A 2653-nucleotide genomic window follows, 5' to 3' on the forward strand; every position below is an offset into this window, starting at 1 on the left:
GCACTGGCCGCTGTGAAACGGCTCTATCGCTTCGAGTATGGCATCAGTCGCGCACGTCTGAACTAACATCCAGCGGCAGTTCAAAACAGAACGGAAGAAGGGACGGAAAAGGGGATAACTACATATCCCCCCTCTTATCTTGCCGGCAGCTCAGCCAAAGCTTTCACATTCGCCTAGGACCAAGGCGCAGGCGGCGAACATGGCGCTTTTGTGTAGGCGTTGCCGGTGAAGAAGTTGACGGCCTACTTCTGCCTGAACTGGAAGACGGTCAAGGGGATCGACAAGCAGAGCCTGCGGGCGAAGCTGGGCGGGCGGACCTGTCCAACGTCGAGTTGCGATGGCATGGCGGTTTCATTTTGTTGAGGATAAACCTGCAACATCCTAGGCCGCTGTTCGTGGGAAGGGACGCAGGGAATCCCTTATCACACGGTTCTAACAAGCGACCCAACCACCTCTGTGTGCATTTAGAGTGCGCAAGAACCCCTTGCTCTTGAGCAGCACCAGATGATCCACCGCACCAACGGCAGTTCATCATCACGCGCTTTTGGCAGGTGGTGGCGCGAAACAGGTTCTATTCGAGTGAGTTACTACTGCACTGCAATCGGATCGTCACGATTGTGCCGGTGTTGAGAGTCGAATCGTAAGCGATAGTACCACCGTGAGCTTCGATGATTCGTCGGCAAATGGAAAGCCCAAGGCCCAGTCCGCTGGACTTCGTGGTGAAGAAAGGCTCGGTCAGACGAGAGAGATGCTCCGGCGACATGCCCGTCCCGTTATCAGCGAACGCCAGATGCACGTACAGCACAGGGTTGAGCCATGTTGTGTAATACGGCGAGGCCTCGGCATTCTGCCGCCAGCCGTGCAGGCGAACATCAACTTCAAAGAGGGTCACCGTAACGAGCAGCAATCCGCCCAGCGATAATTGCGCTTTGCGATGCAGTGCGTATTGCCCTCGGTATTTGACGATGTAAATGCTCCATGCCATCACGGGGATCACCGCGAACATGGCGAGGGCTATCACATCCATCATGAACGAGGCGCGGCTGAAGGGGAGAAATCCTGGCGTGGTTTGACTTCCTTGTGACTGAACGTGGGGGTAGCGGCATCCGGTTCCGCGTCTATTCCAACCATACTTGGTAGTGCCGCGTTTCAGTTTTAAGTTCGAACAGCGGCTGCGGCGACAAGCCGAGTTCGCACGCCCGCCGGGCAATGTGTTCCAGATCGATTCCGGCGGCCACAATGCGGGGCAGCACATCGTCGGGAATGAGTTCATTCAAACGCACCACTTGCGCGGCGGGCATGGAAACACTCACGACCTGCGACTCGCCTTCCAATACGCGAATGCGTAGCAGCTTTGCGACACCCGCAAAATCCTGCACACGGCGAGTGGCGCGGCGTGGTGCAGGTGGGTCGAACAACTCTGCCTCGCGCAGCAACTGCGGCCCGACCGCGTCGGTCAGAATCGCCCACCACGGCAGTCTTGAGCCGAGCATCCGTAACTGGTGAACAAGTCCGGCGAAGGCGCGCACGAACAGCAACAGATCGCTGGGGCCAGCCGAGCGGAACCACCATCGCAGTTCACCGAGCAATTGATTGATGCGTTCGCTCAGATGCCAGTGGTCCGCGAAGAACGGCGCGTCGTTGAGGAACGGCTCAACCAGGAGTTGGGCCATGGCAGGCAGGGCATCGGCGACGGGTTCGAGTTTGTCCGCGTCGAACCCCATGGCGGCGAAGCAGGCCAGCGGATCGGTGGCGTCGTTGCGGCGCGCCCCGACGATGAGTTTGAGAATGGCCAATCGCGCGGGCCGGCTTACCTCTACGGTGCAGCCGAAGTCGAGCAACACAACTTGGGGTTGACTTTCGCGGCTGCGGCGAACCAGCACGTTACCCACGTGTGGATCGCCGTGCACTTCGCCGGCAACAAAGAGACTGCTGAAAAAAGTGTGCAACAGAATCTGGGCGATTCGCGCCCGATCGGCGCAAGGCCAGGCGGCGGCTACGTCCAGATGTTCGCCCGGCTCCCACGACTGCACGAGCACTTCCCCACCACTCAAGTTTGGATAAACCCGTGGCACCACCAGACCCTCTACGGTGATGGTCTGCCCCAAGCGCTGCTGCCGCTGAAGTTCCCCGCAGTAGTTGAGCTCGCGATCCATGTTCGCTTTCAGCGTGGCCTTGTAGCCCGCGAGGTCGAAGCCCCACTTGGCGACCGGACCGAAACCTGGCATCAAACCGGCCAGTCGCATTTCCGCGGCAACGGCGTCGGCGATATCCGGATAGCGCAATTTGATCGCCACGTCGGTGCCGTCGAGCAAGGTGCCGCGATGGACCTGGCCCAGGGATGCCGCGATACCGATGGGATCGATATCGGAGAAGACATGATCGATGGGCCGGCCCAGACCGCGTTCGAGCACTCGCTTCATTCGCGGCCACGGACGCGGCTCGACGCCCTTGGCCAACTCGTTGAACACGGAGGCATCGGTCGTATTGGACAGTAATTGTCCGATCTTCAACGGGACGCCTCGTGCGTCTGCCAACAGGCGTGCCAGCACTTGCTGAGCCGCCAGCCGCCTATCTTCGGGGCCGCGGGTGGCGCGGCGGGCGGCCCAGGCGATCCGAGCGAGTTTACCCGCGCGGGCGATTGTTTGGATAC

At 60.0% G+C, this 2653-nt stretch carries 3 protein-coding genes; 1 reads left to right on the forward strand and 2 read right to left on the reverse strand.

The genetic code is table 11. The annotated features are described in order from the left end of the window. Nucleotides 1–225 precede the first annotated feature (225 nt). On the forward strand, nt 226–363 hold the full coding sequence (locus tag SGJ19_20855; GenBank protein MDZ4782704.1) for a hypothetical protein: 138 nt from the start codon (nt 226–228) through the stop codon (nt 361–363). Nucleotides 364–571: 208 nt separating this feature from the next. Here the strand turns inward: SGJ19_20855 and SGJ19_20860 are convergent, their stop codons facing one another. Both SGJ19_20860 and SGJ19_20865 read right to left on the reverse strand, forming a co-directional pair. Beyond that, on the reverse strand, nt 572–1030 hold the full coding sequence (locus SGJ19_20860) for an ATP-binding protein (GenBank protein MDZ4782705.1): 459 nt from the start codon (nt 1028–1030) through the stop codon (nt 572–574). 88 nt (nt 1031–1118) lie between these two features. Continuing rightward, nucleotides 1119–2653, reverse strand: a 1535-nt coding sequence (locus SGJ19_20865) for an AarF/UbiB family protein (GenBank protein ID MDZ4782706.1), incomplete at its 5' end; no start/stop codon positions are given.

The sequence above is a fragment of the Planctomycetia bacterium genome (assembly GCA_034440135.1).
Taxonomy (GTDB): Bacteria; Planctomycetota; Planctomycetia; order Pirellulales; family JALHLM01; genus JALHLM01.

Coding starts and splice junctions, on each gene's coding strand:
- SGJ19_20860 (MDZ4782705.1), bottom strand. CDS start 1,030: ATGATGGATGTGATAGCCCTCGCCATGTTCGCGGTGATCCCCGTGATG.